Here is a 426-nt window from a genome sequence, read left to right on the forward strand (position 1 = left end):
CGGCGAGGGCGCCGTCGCGATGGGGTATCTCAACGACGCCTCCCTACGTCTCGCAGAGTCCCTCGAGACCGTCGGCCTGAACAGCGATGGCACCCGCCTCTCGCTCGAAGGTGTCGACCTCGCGAACCTCAACGCCTCCGCGTCGGGCGCGGCCCTGGAGTCCCAGATCCGCAACGCGGCCGCGGCTCTGGCCGACGAGCTCGACGCGGCACAGCGCGCGGGCGAGGGGCAAGACCAGCTGACGGGCCGGTACAACACCACCCGCGATGCGTTGATCTCCCAGATCGAGCAGATGGGCATCGGCCGAGACGCCGCGGCCGCGCTCATCGACGAGGTTCTGCGGACACCAGCAACGGCGAGCACCGAGTTCTCGTCGAACGCTCCCGACCAGCAGGGCAAGGTGCAGTCCCTCGCGGACCGCATCGT

The 426-nt window shown here is 69.7% G+C and carries 1 protein-coding gene; it reads left to right on the top strand.

Features of this window, described 5'->3' with window-relative positions:
- A partial coding sequence (locus FPV16_RS25965; RefSeq protein ID WP_227441380.1) for a hypothetical protein occupies window positions 1-426 on the top strand: 426 nt, incomplete at both ends.

This window comes from Methylobacterium sp. W2 (assembly GCF_020662345.1).
In the GTDB taxonomy this organism is placed as follows: domain Bacteria; phylum Pseudomonadota; class Alphaproteobacteria; order Rhizobiales; family Beijerinckiaceae; genus Methylobacterium.